A 17192-nucleotide genomic window follows, 5' to 3' on the forward strand; every position below is an offset into this window, starting at 1 on the left:
GCATGAGGAACCAAGCAATGTTTTCAGCCGAGCAGTTACTGCAGCCGATCAGCCCGGACCAGCCGGCCGGCACCGACCTGTCCTTCTCCCCGGAGCTGGACGCCATCGCCCACGCCCGTACCTTCGACGACCCGTCGCTCGACCAGGGCGAATGGGTGACCGACCTGAAGGAAGCGGACTGGGAATTCGTGGTGCGCAGCTGCGCCGGGCTGCTGGAAAAGTCGAGCAAGGACTTGCGCCTTGCCGGCTGGCTGACCGAAGCCGCCGCCAAGCAGTACCGCCTGCGCGGCCTGGCCGAAGGCCTGCGCGTGATGGCCGGCCTGCTGGAGCGCTTCTGGGACCAGGGACTGTATCCGGAAGCGGAAGATGGCGACCAGGAACGCCGCATCGGCACGCTGGGCTGGCTGCTGGGCCGCATCAAGCCGCTGGTGCGTGAGATGCCGCTCACGGATGGCAATGGCGGCGCGTGGTCCGCGGTGGACTTCGAAAGCGCGCGCCGGCAAGGCGGCGACGAACGCCGCATCGCCGAGCTGGATGCCGCCAAGCGCGCCACCTCGCCGGCCTTCCGCCGCGCCTTCGCGGCCGATGCGCAGGCGTGCGTGGAGGCGCTGCTGGAGCTGGAACGCGTGGCCGACCAGAGGTTGGGCAATGACGCGCCGGGCTTCGTCGGAGCGCGCGACGCGCTGCGCGACATCCAGTCCCTGGTGCCGGCGCCCGCCGAGGAAGCCGCGCCGGAGGCCGTGGACAGCGGCATCGTCATCGGCGGCGGCGAACAGGCCATGTCTGCGCCCGCGCACAGTGGCCCGCCCGGTGCGATCAACACGCGCCCGCAGGCCATCGCCCAGTTGCGCGCCATCGCCGACTTTTTCCGGCGCACCGAGCCGCACAGCCCGGTCTCGTACTACGCCGAGAAGGCCGCCAAGGCCGGCGAGCAGGACCTGCACACGTGGCTGCGCTCCGTGGTCAAGGACTCGGCCTCGCTGGCGCATATCGAGGAGTTGCTGGGGGTGCAGCCGGGGTCGGAGTGACGGTGATTTCAACCGGACCGGGGTTGTCTTAAAAATACTTCTGGGGTGTAATGGCGGGGTTGGCTCGACACTTACCGTAACCTAACCCTCAGGTCAGCACCCGCTGACGCGCTTCGCATGCATCCAACCAGCGATCCATCCTTTGCGCAAGCGGTCCTGGCTGCGCTGACCGGACTGAGCCAGTCGAGCCGGTTGCTGCACCTCCATACTCCCCTGGGCACGGACGTGCTGCTGGCCGAATCGCTGCACGGCGAGGAAGGGCTCGACAGCAGTTTCCGGCTGCAGGTGTCGGCCCTGTCGCCGGACGCCGCGCTGAGCCTGAGATCCCTGCTCGGCCAGCCGGCATTGCTGGCGCTGCAGGCGGGACCCGGGCAATCGACGCGCCACTTCCACGGCCACGTGACCGCCGCCGAACTGTGCGGCGCCAATGGCGGGCTGGCGCGCTACCGGCTGGTCATCGAACCGTGGACGGCGTTCCTGGCGCTGGGCCGCGACAGCCGCGTGTTCCAGGACAAATCGGTGCTGGACATTATCGATACCGTGTTTGCCGCCTGGAACGGCAAAGGCATGCTTGTTCCCGCCTGGCGCATCGACGCGGATCGGGAACAATACCCGGTGCGCAGCCTGGTCACGCAATACCAGGAAAGCGACTGGGCGTTCGTGCAGCGGCTGATGAGCGAGGAAGGCCTGTTCACCTTTTTCGAACATGGTGGCGATGCCGGCAGCCCCTCGCTCGGCAGCCATACGCTGGTGATCGGCGACAGCAACGACGCATTCGCGCCGAATGCTCAGGGGGCGGTGCGCTTCACGCAGCCCGGCGCCGTGATGACAGCGGACAGCATCGACCGGTGGCGCACCGAGACGCGGCTGTTGTCCAACGCCATCGACCTGCGCAGCTGGGATTACCGCACACGTACGGTACGCACCGCTTCCGCTTCGGCTGCCACCGGCATCGAACTGCGCAGCAGCGATGTTCCCGGCGCTTATGCCTATGCCACGCAGGAACACGGCGAACGCATTGCCGAGCGCCAACTGCAGGCGCTGGAAGCGCAGAAGGAAGTACACGTGGGCGCCGGTACGGTGCGCAGCTTTGCGCCCGGCACCACGTTTACCCTGCTGGAGCACAGCCGCTACGATGGCCGGGACGATTTCCTGATCGTGCGGGTGCGCCACCGTGCGCACAGCAACCTCGAGGCCGAGATCACGGCGCAGCTGACCCAGCGCCTCGGCGGCGATCCGGTTGCCGCCCTCAACGCACGCGCATTGGCGCACAGCCTGCACGCCACGGGCAAGCGCATCAGCGAGAGGCCCGTGTACCGCAACAGCTTCGATGCCATCCGCGCCAGCGTGCCCTACCGCGGCAGCCACACGGATGGACATGGCCGCCTGTTGCATCCGCGCCCGACCGTGCGGGGCCAGCAAACCGCGGTGGTGGTCGGACCGCCCGGCACGCCGGTCCATACCGACCGCGACCACCGCATAAAAGTGCAATTCCACTGGCAGCGCGGCACCGCCAGCCATGGCCGGCTCGACCACCCGGCGCCGGAAGGCCACTCGGGTGCGCCTGCCGACGACCAGGCGGGCACCTGGGTGCGCGTGGCAACGCCGCTGGCACCGGTGGCCGGGGCCAACTGGGGCAGCCATGCCCTGCCCCGCGTTGGCCAGGAAGTGCTGGTCGATTTCATTGACGGCAATATCGACCGGCCGATCGTCATCGGCGCGGTCTACAACGGCAAGGGCGAGGCCGATGCGCAAGACAACCGGGTGACGCAAGGCGCCGGTGCGGCGACCGGCAATGCCGCGGTCTGGTTCCCGGGCGAAAGCGGTGGCCACGCCCACGCCGCGGTGCTGTCCGGACTCAAGAGCCAGGCATTGCAAAGCAGCGCCGGCGGTGCGGGCGCCTACAGTCAGCTGGTGTTCGACGACAGCCCCGGCCAGCCACGGGTAGCCTTGCAGCGACATGCCGAGCCTCACCAGGGCACGGCGGAACTGAACCTCGGCCAGTTGCGCCACCAGGCCGACAACGCACGGCTCGACGCTGTCGGTTTCGGCGCGGAACTGACGACCGAGCACAGCGTGGCACTAAGGGCCGCGCGGGGGATGCTGCTGGCCACGGACAGCGCCAGCGCCGGGACGTCCGCGATGGAGGCGGGCCCGGCTTTATCGCAGGTGGCGAACAGCCAGGAACTGCTGTCCGCGCTGGCGGACACGGCGCAAAAGCACAACGCGAAATTGCCGGACGAGAGGACGCCGGAAGAGCTGCCCGCGGTCGCCGCCTTGGCCGCCACTTGCGAAGCGCTGGGCGCCACCACGGCGGGTACCGGCGGCGACCAGGGCGGTGGCGGCTTGGCAGCCGAGTACGGCGAAGCGCAGCTGCAACTATCGTCCCCCGCGGGCATCGCTGCCCTTACACCGGCCTCCGCTGTGGTGGGTGCCGGCACCGTGTCGAGCGTCGGCGCGGGCCAGGACATCAACCTCGCCGCGCAGCGCAACCTCACCCATGCGGTCAAGGCGGGCATCGGCCTGTTCACCTACGGCAAAGCCAGCGCGGCCACGAAGCCGAACCAGGAAACCGGCATCCGGCTGCACGCGGCCAGCGGCAAGGTGAGCAGCCAGAGCCAGACCGGCCCGACAAGGCTGACCGCGGACAAGACCGTTACCGTCGCCAGCGTGGCCAGCAGCGTCACCGTGGCGGCGAAGGATCACGTGCTGCTGACGGCACAGGGCGCTTACCTGAGGCTATCGGGCGGCAGTATCGAAGTGCATGGGCCGGGAACGATGTCGTTCAAGGCAAGCATGAAGGAGCTGGCGGGACCGAAGAGCGAAGCGCCATCGTTGCCGGCGCTGCCGAAACCGGGCCAGGTCGAGAATTTCCTTGAACTGAACTATCGCTGGGACGACTTGCAGCCAATGGTCGGGGCACCATACAAGGTGCTGTTCGATAACGGCACCAGCCGCAGCGGCAAGCTCGATGCGGATGGCTTCGCGCGGCTCGAGAACGTGCCGGCCACCGGCGCGTCGGTCACGTTCGGCGAGGACGAGCGCGATGCGCAGCCACGCAAGAAACAGAAGCCCAACGCACTGGCCGGCAGCAAGCCGAAGTCCGACGAGGAGGCGCAGCGGCTGCTGGAACGATACCTGGCCCAGGAAGCAGAGTACTACAAGTCGAATTTCTTCCCGGACGAGATCGAGGACATAGACGCGGACTGGGTGGACGTAACGGAAGGTGACGGCTCCAGTGAACTCGACTATGACTACCATATGAACGACTATGTCTATGATGAAGAGGTAACGAACGCAGCCCAGGCAGACGAACGCAGTTACCGGGACATCCACGACAATGAAACCGGCCCGGGAGATCAGGCATGAGTGCAGCCACGCCCGCCACACGCGCCATCAGGCAAGCGAATAACGGTATCGGCACCTGGCTAATGGACCTGGTAAGCGGCGCGGGCTCCTCGCCCTCGCACATCATCGTGACTGGCATCCTTGGCGTCGTCCCTGGCGTTGGACAGGCCATGGACGCCCGCGACCTGGTCATCGGGATCATCGTCGTCGTCAAGTCTCCTGCCAGCGTCAGTGCGTGGGTCAACCTGGCCATCAATTTGATCGGGTGCATCCCGGCTCTGGGCGATGCGTTGAAGGTCGGCTTCAAGTTGATGAAGCAGGGGAAAAGCTTCGGGCGGGTCCTGGAAGCTGTATCGCCAAAGCTTCGGGGAAATGTGGAGCGCTACATGCGTAACATTAACTGGGCAACATTGGCGGCCCAGTCGAAGTCGCTGTTCCTGCGTAGCGTAGATGCGTTCATCGACGGCATCGACAGCTGGGTCGTGAAGGTCGTGGCTGGGCGGCGCGAAGTTGCGCAAGTGATTGCTGAACTACAGGCCGTTCGGCGGCGGGGACCGCAAATGATCGATCAGGCTTTTGCGGAACTGAGGTCGATGCACCGGCGGATGATGGGAGATCAGCTACCACGCAACACCGCAGCAGTTACGCCGCCTGTTCGTCGCACTGCGGCGCCACAGCGCGCCCCCACGTTGCAACAACAGCGCGCCGCCGCACAACGAGTGCAGCGAAGGCTCGCAGCCAAGCGCGCCGCAGATGAGAAACTGCCGCGTACATCGCCGAACTCGACATCCACCAGTACGAAGAAGAAGGCCGAGCCCAAAAAACAAAAGTGGTCAACTGGAATTCCGGCTGAACATATCACTGACTATTGTGTGAGGAGAAAGCACCGAAATTATAAAAAAATCAACAATAATGGTCGCCTTACCGAAGAAACCAGTCCTCCGCACAATGGCATGGACCATCTATGGCAGAACGTTACCGCCACGGAAAAAAAATTCGTCGTTGGTGAAACCAAGTCCAGCATCTTCGACTCGTTCACATTGATTGCTGCCTTGCCAGCCGATCTTGCGGCACAGTTCAACGCATTGAGAGCGGACGAGGCAGCCAATCCTGTTCCGTCAAGTGGGAAACCGAATATTTTCGATAGCACTGGCAGGGACGAGCTGGCAAATCGGAACGTAGGCGTCGGAACGTCACCCGAAGCGGAAGAAATCGTGCGCAAGGGCGTCAACAAGCCAGGCATCGACAAGCATGGCACACCGACCGGGCTCGCGACTCAGATGAGCCATGACTGGATCCAGAGCCGGCTCGAAAAGGAGGAATTGATCGAAGATGGAGAAGCGCTCAGAGAAGCGATCACGCTCTACCGATTCTCGCAGGTGGCTAATCCAAATGCTCCGGCCCCATACCATCGATGGATTTGCCTCGTGACTGGACGCCAGCTGCGCATACACCAGCAATCCAAGGGTGCCACGCATAATATTCAGATCACACTAACTTTACCCGACAATATCCTGCACTCCTAGTATGCACAAATTATCTTTGGAAGAGTTCTCGTCGAGGCGAGAGAAACTGATGGACTACAAGGTCTATTCGAGCAATTTTGACCTGACGACACGTGGACTGGAAATTCTGGAAGCTTCGTTAAAAAAGGACCCTGAGGAACTGGCCAAAATTCCCATCGCCAATTTCCGTGCTGCCACACATCAAAGTGCTCAGTCACGTCTGGAACTCTTGACCCGAGCATATAGTGCCGGTCACGAGCTGAGCGAACTGCGATCATATTATCCGACTGTTCTTGCAGATTGGGAGCGCTACGCACATTACTCTGTCCTGCATAACGAAACAGAAACCGGTCAATCATCGCATTCTGCCCATATACCACTTAAAGACCTGCCCTTTTCCTACGCAAATCGGCTGGTGGCGTTTGGCATTTTGCTCGGATGGAAGAATCTTCTCTACAAAATTCCAAAAATAATCGATTACAATAATCCGAACAGGGATGGCATGCTCGAGCGTATACTTTCCCGATATCTGGCAGACCGTACTGATCTGCCAGATGAATGTACCCGCCATCTCCCGTACTACAACACGATCAGGATTTTCACTGCCCCTGCCAGCGAACGCAGCGCACTGGTAGCTGAATATCTCGAGGACTGGTACGAAGCAAGCCGGCGAGAGCCATATTTTGACAGTCATAAGCGAGGATCGGTATTCCAGGGCTACTGGAGCTGGGAAGCGGCAGCCATTACGATTGCTCTTGACATTGATGACACCCCATATCGGCACGCGCAGTTCTACCCGGCTGATCTCGTTGATTTTGCGCGTCAGAGTACAGAAGCATACGAGCCCAGAGGGTTTCCCGGCCCCGTGGAAGGAGAACTGCGCGCTAAAGCTGGCGACCGGTGTCCGAAGGGAGGCGACTGGCAATCGCTGGACACGCCGCCACGGACAATCACGTTAAGCGAACAACAAGCGATGCCGCATACGGGATCGGTCTATGGTTTGACAGTCTGGCGCTTCATTGAGTGAAGCCCTGCCACGTCGCCAATCGCCGTGATCTATTCATCAATGCCTATGCCTTTGCCTATCATTTCGTTTGATGCCAGCAGCACCGGCTCTTATTTCCTGTTGATGGTGCGCGAAGCGTTCGACTACCCTTGCCTCTATTCGGACTCTTTCGAGGCCCTGGCCGACGCATTCAGCAACGACCTGGCCAAGCACTGTTTCCAGCCGCTCGCCAACCTGATTTCCGCGGATGGGCTGGAGCTGTGGCAGGTCGATTGCGCCGAGGACACCGTGCACATGGCGGTGTTGCCGACAGAAGGAGTCGAAGCCTTCAAAGTCAGCTGGACCGAGGGCTTCCAGGCTGATCCAGAGGAAACGCGGCATTTCATGCCCCAGCTGCGCCGCATCCAGCCGACGAACGCGGCACCTGCCAGGTCAGCGAACGCAAGGCGAACGCTCGCCGTGGAAATCGTCGACCTCCCCGCAGAACCAGACATCGACATCGATCGCGGCATTTCGTTGCTGCGCTCGCCATATTCCGATCACACCGACAACGGCACCTTCTTTGATTTCTCCCGCTGGCCGCCGGTGAAACTGCCGCTGCCGGGCTTCGCGGAGAACGCCGATTTCGCCAGGCGCTGGCGGCACCTGCACCGGGATGGGGAACGCGACATCTGGACCTGCATGGAACCGAAAGGGGGCGGCGCACCGGCATTCAAGCTGGCACGGATCGACGACCTGCAGGCCTGGACGCCGGCCTGGCTTTGCGATGGCGCCAGTATTCCGGGCCACGACGATGGCGTGAAATGGATGTGCGGCCAGGCGATCCATGTGTGCGACAAGACGGATGCGCATGGCAAGCCGGCATACGAAGTCCTGGGCCTTTCAGCGGGCGCGTCGGAATGCTGGTACGGCTCACGCAAGGAGCTGCACGTCTTCCCGTTCGGCGATGCGGCGCGCTGCGTGATCGTTGACGGCGACGCGCACATTGCCATTGCGGAAGGGCCCATCACGGCAGCGGACTTCCTGCGGCTTCCGAAGCCTCTCTACGATCTGGCCGAAGGCGTGATCGCCCTGGGTGGCGAAACGGTGGTGTTCTTCACCGGCACGAAGTCGCACCTGCGCATGCACCGGCTGGACTTTGCCACGATGGCGCACGATACCTGCCTGCTGAAGCACTTCGGCCATTCGGGCATGGCCCGTGGCACGCCCTACTCCACCTTCGGTAACCTCGGCGTACGCCAGGGGCACGGCGACTGGTGGATCCTGAACCACAAGTCAAACCAGTTCGGGAAGATCGATATCGCACTCTTCTGGAACGCGGTGACGGACGAAACTTTCGTCATCGGACAGGGAGACATCAAGCTGGATCAGCCGACCGTGATCTACCAACGTGGGCTGGGGCGGTATCTGGCGGTGCGGGGGGAGTCGGTGGCGCTGCTACCGGAGTTCGATGCGTTGGCTGGCGGCAGGGAGAAGGTGACCCTGCAGTGGGAGCGTGCTTGATGGTTCTGGCTCGGCGCTGATACAAATGCCGGGGGAAACCGGTGTCGCACACTTTTTCCGGACACAGCGCCCGAAAAAAATGTTCGACACCAGTGCGCACAAGCCGCGGGCTTACTCGATCACGTAGCCGAACTGCCCCTGCTCGTCGGCCGTGACGGCGATGCGTGAAATGCTGGCCCCTTCGGCCATCTTCGCCAGCACCGATTCCGCCACTTCCGGCAGCAGCGTGCCGTTGAGGATGTTGTCCACGTTGCGGGCACCGGAATCGACTTCCGTGCAGCGTGCCAGCACGGCTTCGACCAGCGCCTCGTCGTACGAGAACTCGGCCTTGTGGTTGACGGCGATGCGCTTGGCGATGCGCTTCAGCTTCAGCTCGATGATCTCGACCAGCACGTCGTCCGACAGCGGGTAGTACGGCACCACCTTCAGGCGGCCCAGGAACGCCGGCTTGAACTGCTTCATCAGGTGCGGGCGGATCAGTTCTTCCAGCGCGTCCGGCGCCGGCATCTCTTCCTCGCTCTTGTTCAGGCAAGCCTGCATCATCGTGCTCGACGCCACGTTCGAGGTGAGGATGATGATGGTGTTGCGGAAGTCGATCTCGCGGCCTTCGGCATCGTCCATCACGCCCTTGTCGAAGACCTGGAAGAACAGCTCCAGCACGTCCGGGTGGGCCTTCTCCACTTCATCGAGCAGCACCACGCTGTACGGGTTGCGGCGCACCGCCTCGGTCAGCACGCCGCCTTCGCCGTAGCCCACGTAGCCCGGCGGCGAGCCTTTCAGGCCGGAGACGCTGTGCGCTTCCTGGTATTCGCTCATGTTGATGGTGACCAGCTTGCGTTCGCCGCCATACAGCACGTCGGCCAGCGCCAGCGCGGTTTCCGTCTTGCCGATGCCCGACGGGCCGACGAACAGGAACACGCCCTTCGGCTTGTTCGGATCGTCCAGGTTGGCGCGGGCGGTGCGCACGCGCTGCGCCACCGCTTCGATCGCGTGCGGCTGGCCCAGCACGCGTTCTTCCAGCAGGTCCTTCAGGTTCAGCACCGTCTTGATCTCGTCCTTGACCATCTTGCCGAGCGGGATGCCGGTCCAGCCGGCGACGATCTCGGCGACCACATGGCCGTCGACCTGCACCGGCACCATCGGCGTTTCACCCTGCAGCGCGCGCAATTCCGCCACCAGCGCCTGCACGTCGTTGCCGGCGCTGGCATTGCCCTCGCCCGCTTCTTCCAGCGTGCGGCGGCCCTGCATGATGCGTTCGGTCAGCGCCTTTTCCTTTTCCCAGCGCTCGCTCAGGCTGGCATGCTCGGCGGATGCGGCCGCGCGGGCTTCTTCCAGCTCGGCCAGCCGGGCGGCATGGCCGCTGCCCGAACTCTGTTCGCGTTGCAGCGCGGCCGCTTCGGCATCGATGCGCTCCAGCCGGCGCGCCAGGTTCTCGATCAGGGCCGGTGTGGCATTCTGCCCCAGCGCCACCTTGGCGCAGGCGGTATCGAGCACGCTGATGGCCTTGTCGGGCAGCTGGCGCCCGCTGATGTAGCGATGCGACAGCCGCACCGCTTCCGTGATCGCCTCGTCGTACACGCGCACGCCGAAATGCTTTTCCATCAGCGGCGCCATGCCGCGCAACATGGCGCAGGCCAGTTCCTCGCTGGGCTCTTCCACCTTGATGACCTGGAAGCGCCGCGCCAGCGCCGCATCCTTTTCAAAGTACTTCTTGTATTCGCCCCAGGTGGTGGCGGCGATGGTGCGCAGCTCGCCGCGCGCCAGCGCCGGCTTGAGCAGGTTGGCAGCATCGTTCTGCCCGGCCTGGCCACCGGCGCCGATCATGGTGTGTGCCTCGTCGATGAACAGGATGATCGCGTGCGGACTCTTCTTCACTTCGTCGATGACGTTCTTCAGGCGGTTTTCGAACTCGCCCTTCACCGAGGCGCCGGCCTGCAGCAGGCCCATGTCCAGCGTATGGATCTCGACGCCTTTCAGCACATCGGGCACGTCGCCGGTGGCGATGCGCAGCGCCAGGCCTTCGACCACGGCGGTCTTGCCCACGCCGGCCTCGCCGGTGAGGATCGGGTTGTTCTGGCGGCGGCGCATCAGGATGTCGATGGCCTGGCGGATTTCCGTGTCGCGGCCGATCACCGGATCGACCTTGCCGTCGCGCGCGCGCTGCGTGAGGTTGGTGGTGAACTGGTCCAGCGCCGGCGTCTTCGACGGCGTGGTGGCCGACATCTCGCCGACCGGGTCGCTGCCGTGCGCCTGCGCGCGGGCGTCCGCCTGGGCCTGGGGCGGCGCGGCTTCCTGCGAGCCGGCGGCGATCTTGTCGAGATTGTGCTTGATCTGGTCGACGTCGAACTTGTCGAACAGTTTCGAGCCCCGGTAGGCCAGCTGCGACAGCTCGGCGTCCGTCAGCAGCGCCTGCAGCAGGTGGCCGCTGCGGATCTCGGCCGGGCGGCCGTCCGGGATGTCGAGCGAGGCGATCAGCCAGGCGTGCTCGAACAGCTTGGGCAGGCGCGCGGAAAACACCGGCGTGCGCGCGTTGCCGTTCTTGAAGCGCGCCACCTCGGCCTGCAGGTCCGCTTCCAGCATGCCGGCACTGATGCCGCTCTGGCGCGCGATGATGGCAAAGTCGCTCTTTGGCTGCTCCAGCAGGGCCAGGAACAGATGTTCCAGGTCGACTTCGAACTGGCCGAGCGACACGCACAGGCCGGCGGCCCGGGTGGCGGCCGTGCGGCAGGTGTCGTTCAGCTTACCGATCAGCGTCTTGAGGTTCAGGCTCATGCGGGTGGTCCCTTGTCATGTCAGGTGTTGATGTTGAAAACTAACTACGTAAAGCAAACTGCGTGAACCAGTGCCCGTGCATTACAGCGCATGGACGTCGTAGCGCACATCGTCGCGGTCGCGCGACTTGTCGCCGGTGACCAGGAAGGTATCCCAGCCCAGCCGGCCGCCGCTGCGCGTTTCCGACAGCGTGGCGCCCTCCACTTCCTTTGCGCACAGCACCAGCTGCACCTCGTATTCGAGGGAGACGCCGGTCATCATCGACAGCATGCTGGCCAGCGCGCGCGCCGCCTTGCCGCCGGGGAGGAAGGCTTCGAAGCGGGCGCGCTTGAGCGGGCCGATGAGCAGGCGCAGGCGCAGGTCGCGCTGCCACACGCGCGCGCCGGCCATGGCGCTCGCGCCCAGCACGGCGTTGCCGAAGCCCAGCCGGCTTTGCTGCGCCGCTGGCATGTCGTACCAGCGCCCGATGAACTGCTCGGTCTTGACCGGCACGCCGAAGTACTCGGACAGCACGCGGGCGATCTGCACGCTCGACGCGGGCCGGTGGCGCATGGCGGTGGCGAAATAGGCCACCGATTCGTCCAGCAGTTCGCCATGCTCGCCATCGGCGAAACGGCGCCGCAGCGAGGGCTGGCCAACGCCCGCCAGCGACAGCAGCAGCGGCAGGAAGCCGTCCTTGCCGTCGATCTGGTACTTCAGCTCCAGGCGGTACTTGCGCCAGGCTTCATAGAACAGCGCCAGCGCGCGGTTCGAGAAGGTGTCCAGGAACGCGCGCGGGCCGTCGTCGCGCGTGGTGATCATGTGCGCGGCGATGCGTTCCGTGTAGTGCGCCGGCAGCGCGCCCATGCCGCCCAGCAGGCCCATGAAGGCCGGCGTGATGCGCACGTAGCGCAGGGTGGCATCACGCAACGCGGCGCCCAGCGAATGCCGGTCCAGGCCAAGGTCGCGTGGCTCGGCCTGGATGGCTTCCAGCTCGCTGGCCGGAAACGCCAGCGACGTGGAGTTCGAGAAGCGCAGGAAGTTGGCGACCGCCCCCTCGCGCACCCGGCCATGGCGCTTGAGCCAGAGCTCGAACATGCGCACCGCCTGGAAGTACTCGAAGCGGTGCGGCTGCGCGAACAGGCGCTCGATTACAGCAGGCTCAAATCGCCGCTGCGCGGGCTGCATTTCAATAATTCTTCTCCAGTCTTGGACGACACGATGACGAGTTGGGTAAAGCTGTTGGCATGCACGTACAGGCCCAGGAAGCATTCGATCACGTGGGCGAAGGCGTGGATGCCGCTGCCGACGAAGGCTTCCTCGTCCACCGTGAGGCGCACTTCCATGCCGCGCACCAGGCAGGCGAACGGATTGCCGGGCAACCAGGCGTTGGCCGGCTTGTGCGCCACCTGCGCGATGCCGCCGATCTGGCGCTGCGAGGCCGGCGAACGGGGCAGATCATACATGGCCAGCATCTCGCGGAAGGCTTCCACGCCACCGTCGGCCAGCGACAGGTGGTTCAGCGACAGGTGCGAGATCAGGCGCCAGTGGGCGCCGGCACCGCGCGCGAAGTGATGCGACTGGGTGGGCTTGCGCAGGAAACCGATGGCGGACACCCGCGCACCGCCCTCCATGAACAGGTCGCCGCCCGGCAGGCCGTAGGTCAGCGTGGCCGGCAGATTGCCGTTGGTGCAGGTCAGCTCCAGGCTCAGTGTATCGGTCTCGATCGCGGCCGGATCGAAGTCGATGTCGACGATCGACACCTCGGTGCCGTAACCGGGGTGCTTGTCGGCCGCATCCTGGTCGCGCCGCATCACCCAGTAGTGCCCGTTTTTCTCGGGCGTCTGGCCGTGCCGCAGCGAGTAGAACGGGCGGAATTCGATCACCGACTCGCCCTGCGGCGTCTGGCGCACCAGCTTGACCGAGTCGATCGCGTGGACATCGTAGGCAAAAGCGCGGCGTGCATCGGCCAGCACCGGATAGCTGGCCTTGGTGTGGGTCAGGCGGATCGGTTCGCCGCGTTTCTTGAACAGGTTGACCACCGGGGTGCAGCCCAGCAGCAGGTTGTTGGTCGACAGGCTGCCCAGCATGCGCGAAGTATCCGAATCGGTCCGCAGGCCGGACAGGGCCAGGTGCAGGGTCAGCTCGCGCGTGCCCGACGGGATCAGCGCCGTCAGCGCGGCCACGTCGATGTCGACGAAGTTGAACTTCTCCGGGAAGCAGAAATATTCGGTGAGCAGGCGGTAGGCGGTATGCGAGCGCGCCGAGAAATCGATCAGCGCATCGTCTTCGCCGAAGCCGGCCGGCGCCAGTGGCACGCTGCCCAGCGGGATCCAGCGCCCGCTATGGCCCTCTTCCACGTAGGCCGCCTGCGTGCGCATGAACAGCGCATCGCGCAGCGCGGCGCAGAACGAGGCCTCGCCATCGAGGAAGACGCGCAGCTTGCCCAGCTTGAGCTGGCCGAGCGGCACCTGGCTGGCGGTGGACGACAGCGTGATGCTGATGCCGGACGTGACGCCCGCGGGCAGGCGCACCATGTCGGGCGCATCGATGATCGGCGCGAACACGGCGCGGCTCAGCGCGATCGGCGCGATCGTCACCGGATAGGCGGTGCGGAACGTGCACGCGGCGCCCTTGGCCTTGCGGGTGGTGAGGCGGGTACCGCGCGCGATCTCAGACACGCCCGTCAACTGCGCGGCGTGGCTGGCGTAGTCCATGCGCACGATCGAGCACGATGGAAAAGGCCGCAGGTAGTGCGGGTACAGCACCTCGAACAGCGCTTCGGTGAACTGCGGATAATCGTCGTCAAGCCGCTTGGAAATGCGCGAATTGAGCAACGCGAACGCCTGGATCATGCGTTCGATATGAGGATCTTCGCAGACCTCGCCGCCGATCAGCAGGCGGCCGGCGATCTTCGGGTAACGCTCGGAGAATTCGCGCGAATAGCGGCGCAGGAATCCCAGCTCGCGTTCGTAATACGGGAGTAACTCTTCCAACTCATGCTCCTGCCGATCCTGGCCGGCGCGCCTTGCTGATCGTGTAATGCTGGCTGGTGGGTTGCAGGATGGCGTCGAAATTGACCGGTTCCTGGGCCGGATTGACGACCAGGAGCGCGGTGATGGCGAAATTGAGGCAATTGACCGCGTCCTCGCGCAGTTCGAGCGTGGCCCGTACATTGCGCAGGCGCGGTTCATGGCGCGCGATGGCCTGCTCGAGGCAGGCGCAGATATAAGCCCGGTCGTCGAAGCTCGACAGCGAACGGCCCGCGAAATCCTGCAGGCCGTAGGTCACCAGCGAACGACGGCACTGCGGGAACTGCTCGAGCAGTTCATCCGGCAGTGCTATGCGGGTGTTGAGCAACGCTTCGAGATCGCGGGCCACGAGTTCCTTGAGGTCCTCGACCGACAATCTCGTTACCGTTGCATGCGAGGCGCCGTTGACGGGCGCATCCATCAGGCGGTCAAACAGGCCTGGCGTGAAACCTTGCACTGGCACCTCGCTGGGCGACGCTTAGACGACCTTGTTGGTCGACAGGTCCCAGCCGCCCGAGGTGTTGCCACCCGTGCCGCCGCCGACCTTCTGCTGGGTGTACTTCCACTTGACCTTGGAGTACTTCAGTTTCACGTCTTCGGTCAGGATGTCGCCTGGCTCGACCGATGGAGCAACGCTCGAGATCAGCACGTTTTCCAGTTCGATCTCGAAGTACTTGACGCGTTCGCCCTGGCCGTCAGCGCGCAGGAATTCGAACTTTGCCTTTGGCAGCGTTTTACCCGAAGAGCAATTCTGCAGCAGCAGCGGGGTTGCCAGGTCGGCCAGCTTCGAGATCACGATGTCGCGGTGCTCGGTACGCTCGGCAGTGTGGCCGCCGCCGGTCGATGCCGTTGCCGATTTCGGCTGCAGCACTTCCCAGTTCACGGATTTCACTTCGATCCAGTCCTTGTGGCTGGAGTCAGCCGATTCGCCTTTGATACCGTCGATCTGCAGGTATACGTCGATTGCCATGTTGTTCCTTTCAGTGGTGGTGGTTGTAAATTACGCTTTGGTCGATGGAAGCTCCGCGACCAGACGGAGTGAAACGGACAGCTCGTCGAGCTGGAAGTGCGGACGCAGGAACGACACGGCGCGGTACACGCCCGGGCGGCCCGGCACCTCGGAGACCTGCACCGTGGCTTCGCGCAGCGGGAACTGGGCCTTCTGTTCCTGGCTGGCGTTATCGTCCAGCAGCACGTATTGGGTCAGCCAGCGATTCAGGAAATCCTCGACATTGGAAGCGGCGGCGAAGCTGCCGATCTTGTCGCGCATCATCGCCTTCATGTAGTGGGCGATGCGCGACACGGCAAAGATGTATTGCAGCTGCGACGACAGCACCGCGTTGGCGTTGGCCGCGTCGGAGGCGTACTTCTTGGCCTTCTGCGCCGACTGCGCGCCGAAGAAGGCCGCGTAGTCGGTATTCTTGCAATGGACCAGCGAGATGAAGCCGAGGTCCGACAGTTCCTTCTCGCGGCGGTCGGTGATGGCGATCTCGGTCGGGCACTTGAGCGCCACTTCGCCTTCGTCGGTCTTGAAGGTATGGGTCGGCAGGTCTTCGACCAGGCCGCCGCCTTCCACGCCGCGGATCGCCGCGCACCAGCCATAGTTCTCGAACGCGCCGGTCAGCTTGCTGGCGAACGCATAGGCGGCATTGCACCACAGGTATTTCTGGTGATCGGTGCCGTCCACGTCCTCGACGAAGTTGAAGCCTTCGGTGATGGCGCCATCGGCCGGGTTGTACGGCAGGCGGCCCAGGAAGCGCGGCAGCGTCAGGCCGACATAGCGCGAATCCTCGGACTCGCGGAATGCCTTCCACTTGTAGTATTCCATCGTGTCGAACAGCTTGGCCAGGTCGCGCGGGCGGCCCAGTTCACTGTGGCTGTCCAGGCCGAACAGTTCCGGCGAGGCGGCGCTGATGAACGGTGCATGCGCGGCCGCGGCCACGTGCGACATCTGCTCGATGAAGTACATGTCTTCCGGCTGGCGGGTGATCTCGTAGTCGCCGATCAGCGCGCCGAACGGGGCGCCGCCGAAGGTGCCGAATTCTTCTTCGTAGACCTTCTTGAACATGGTGCTCTGGTCGAACTCGATCGCGCTCTGGAAGTCCTTGACCAGTTCCTTCTTGGTCGCGTTGAGCATCTTGATCTTGATGTTCTGGCCCGTGGCGCTGTTCTTGACCAGGTAGTTCAGGCCGGTCCAGCTCGATTCCAGCTTCTGGAACTGCGGCGCATGCATCACGGCCGAAAGCTGCTGCGAGATCATCTCGTCCAGCTCGGCCACGCGGGCATCGATGGTGGCGGCCAGGTTGTCCGACACGACCACGGTGCCTTCCATGACCTGGTGGACCAGCTCGGTAATCAGGTCCTTGGCGCGCTCATGCTCGGTGCTCGACCGGGCGACACGGCTTTCCTCGACAATCTGGTCGAGCAGCGCGACCTCCTGGGGGGCGGCGGCGGCGCCCTCGGTGTTCAGTTGTGCGGACATGGTCAGTCTTTCTTGGTGTTGGCTTGCTGGCCCAGCTCGGCCAGTTTCTCGGTGCTGTTCAACACGTCGTTGAGCAGGTCTTCCAGCTTGTCGTTACCGGCCAGCTTGTTGCGCAGGTCGGCCAGCTTGGTGCGCGCTTCAAGCAGCTTCCTCAGCGGTTCGACCTGCTGCACCACCGCTTCCGGGCGGAAGTCGTCCAGCGAATTGAATTTCAGGTCCACCGCGAACGTGCTGTCATCGCCGGCCAGGGTGTTTTCAACCTGATAAGTCGCGCGCGGCTGCACGCCCTTCAGAACTTCGTCGAAGTTATCGCGGTCGACATTCACGAAGGCGCGTTCCTTGAGGCGTTTCTGTTCCACTTCCGAATTGCCACCGAAATCGCCGACCACGCCCATCACGAATGGCAGTTCCTTGCTTTCGATGGAATCGCCGATTTCAACGTCATACGTCATCTGCACCCGAGGGGCCCGGACTTTCTGCAGGCGCTTTTGCACACTTTCTGATTTAGACATGAGAATTCCTTTGTTGATGAGTCGT

The 17192-nt window shown here is 63.8% G+C and carries 12 protein-coding genes; 5 read left to right on the forward strand and 7 right to left on the reverse strand.

The annotated features are described in order from the left end of the window. The first annotated feature begins 17 nt into the window (after nucleotides 1–17). From tssA to EYF70_RS19080, 5 genes are all read left to right on the forward strand, one after another. Entirely contained in the window at nucleotides 18–1028 is a 1011-nt protein-coding gene (tssA, locus tag EYF70_RS19060) for a type VI secretion system protein TssA (RefSeq protein WP_131146823.1), read from the forward strand. Between the two features lie 117 nt (nucleotides 1029–1145). Then, nucleotides 1146–4397 (forward strand): type VI secretion system Vgr family protein, encoded by a 3252-nt coding sequence (locus EYF70_RS19065; RefSeq protein ID WP_131146824.1) that lies wholly within the window; start codon nucleotides 1146–1148, stop codon nucleotides 4395–4397. Continuing rightward, on the forward strand, nucleotides 4394–5902 hold the full coding sequence (locus EYF70_RS19070; protein ID WP_131146825.1) for a hypothetical protein: 1509 nt from the start codon (nucleotides 4394–4396) through the stop codon (nucleotides 5900–5902). The genes EYF70_RS19065 and EYF70_RS19070 overlap by 4 nt, the downstream gene beginning before the upstream one ends. Before the next feature lie 49 nt (nucleotides 5903–5951). Beyond that, a complete protein-coding gene (locus EYF70_RS19075; protein WP_165497740.1) occupies nucleotides 5952–6908 on the forward strand; it encodes a PoNe immunity protein domain-containing protein in 957 nt (318 codons plus the stop codon). Between the two features lie 45 nt (nucleotides 6909–6953). Continuing rightward, nucleotides 6954–8390 carry a hypothetical protein gene (locus EYF70_RS19080; RefSeq protein ID WP_131146827.1) on the forward strand — a complete coding sequence of 479 codons (1437 nt, stop codon included), beginning with the start codon at nucleotides 6954–6956 and terminating at the stop codon, nucleotides 8388–8390. Between the two features lie 111 nt (nucleotides 8391–8501). On the opposite strand, the gene tssH is transcribed toward EYF70_RS19080, so the two are convergent. From tssH to tssB, 7 genes are all read right to left on the reverse strand, one after another. Further along, nucleotides 8502–11162 carry a type VI secretion system ATPase TssH gene (gene tssH / locus EYF70_RS19085; protein WP_131146828.1) on the reverse strand — a complete coding sequence of 887 codons (2661 nt, stop codon included), beginning with the start codon at nucleotides 11160–11162 and terminating at the stop codon, nucleotides 8502–8504. Nucleotides 11163–11243: 81 nt separating this feature from the next. Next, a complete protein-coding gene (tssG, locus tag EYF70_RS19090; RefSeq protein ID WP_131146829.1) occupies nucleotides 11244–12329 on the reverse strand; it encodes a type VI secretion system baseplate subunit TssG in 1086 nt (361 codons plus the stop codon). Next, nucleotides 12293–14137, reverse strand: coding sequence for a type VI secretion system baseplate subunit TssF (gene tssF / locus EYF70_RS19095; protein WP_131146830.1), 1845 nt, complete (start codon nucleotides 14135–14137; stop codon nucleotides 12293–12295). The genes tssG and tssF overlap by 37 nt, the downstream gene beginning before the upstream one ends. Nucleotide 14138: 1 nt before the next feature. Beyond that, complete coding sequence (gene tssE, locus EYF70_RS19100) at nucleotides 14139–14630, reverse strand: type VI secretion system baseplate subunit TssE (RefSeq protein WP_131146831.1); 492 nt, start codon at nucleotides 14628–14630, stop codon at nucleotides 14139–14141. Between the two features lie 21 nt (nucleotides 14631–14651). Then, nucleotides 14652–15143 carry an Hcp family type VI secretion system effector gene (locus EYF70_RS19105; protein ID WP_131146832.1) on the reverse strand — a complete coding sequence of 164 codons (492 nt, stop codon included), beginning with the start codon at nucleotides 15141–15143 and terminating at the stop codon, nucleotides 14652–14654. A gap of 30 nt (nucleotides 15144–15173) precedes the next feature. Then, entirely contained in the window at nucleotides 15174–16655 is a 1482-nt protein-coding gene (gene tssC / locus EYF70_RS19110; protein ID WP_131146833.1) for a type VI secretion system contractile sheath large subunit, read from the reverse strand. Between the two features lie 2 nt (nucleotides 16656–16657). Further along, on the reverse strand, nucleotides 16658–17167 hold the full coding sequence (tssB, locus tag EYF70_RS19115) for a type VI secretion system contractile sheath small subunit (RefSeq protein WP_131146834.1): 510 nt from the start codon (nucleotides 17165–17167) through the stop codon (nucleotides 16658–16660). Nucleotides 17168–17192 lie beyond the last annotated feature (25 nt).

Origin of the sequence: Pseudoduganella albidiflava (assembly GCF_004322755.1) — a bacterium.
GTDB lineage: Bacteria > Pseudomonadota > Gammaproteobacteria > Burkholderiales > Burkholderiaceae_D > Rugamonas > Rugamonas albidiflava.